The organism is Cellulomonas sp. P4_H12, assembly GCF_056400905.1.
This window is the reverse complement of sequence record NZ_JBFUKJ010000076.1, coordinates 1-727: the sequence shown is the minus strand read 5'-3', so window position 1 is coordinate 727 and position 727 is coordinate 1. Positions and strand designations below refer to the sequence as shown.

1 protein-coding gene is annotated in these 727 nt (G+C 67.1%); it reads right to left on the bottom strand.

The window, feature by feature from the left end; genetic code table 11:
• On the bottom strand, positions 1–561 hold a 561-nt coding region (locus AC1DQC_RS19820; protein ID WP_477052945.1), incomplete at its 3' end, for a helix-turn-helix domain-containing protein.
• Positions 562–727 lie beyond the last annotated feature (166 nt).

Here is a 727-nt window from a genome sequence, read left to right as displayed (position 1 = left end):
ATCGTCGACGAGCGAGTGCACGTAGTCGAAACCAACCTTCGTCGAGTAGTCCCGTGTCCGGTGCTCYCGGCCGYGGGCACGCCAYCCRCCGCCGTCGGGGATCCGGCCGAGCTTCTTGACGTCCATGTGCACCARCTCGCCCGGCCGCTCGCGTTCGTAGCGCACYGCCGTGGTCTTCGACGAGCGGATCACCTCRCCGGTCARCGGRTCGCAGTCCGCCAGATACGGCGYCTGGTGACGTCGCAGGACTCGGGAGACGGTGCGGGCCGGCACCCCGAGTTCGGCTGCGAGCCAGTCCGGTCCGCGTCGTTCACGYATGCGTAGTTCGACGATGCGGGTCTCGACGTCGACCGCGGTTCGGGTCGGCATCGTGTGCGGGCGTGAGGACCGRTCGTGCAGCCCTGCCTCGCCCTCGKCCTGGTAGCGGKCCACCCAYGTGGACACGCAYTTGCGGGAAACGCCCATTGCGCTGGCGATRTGGGCCTTGGGCCAGCCGTCTCGGTGRCGCTCGACGATGAGCATTCTCCCGAGATATGTGGTGCGGGCATTACGGTGGGGCACGAGAACCTCCGGTGGGAAGTGGGCCTTCGACAAGCCACACCTCAACCGGAGGTTCTCTTCACATCAAGCCGACACGCCTGTTACCAACGTCCTGGCCGGGTACACCTAGAAGCCCAGGCGGCCCAGCTGCTTCGGGTCGCGCTGCCAGTCCTTGGCGACCTTCACG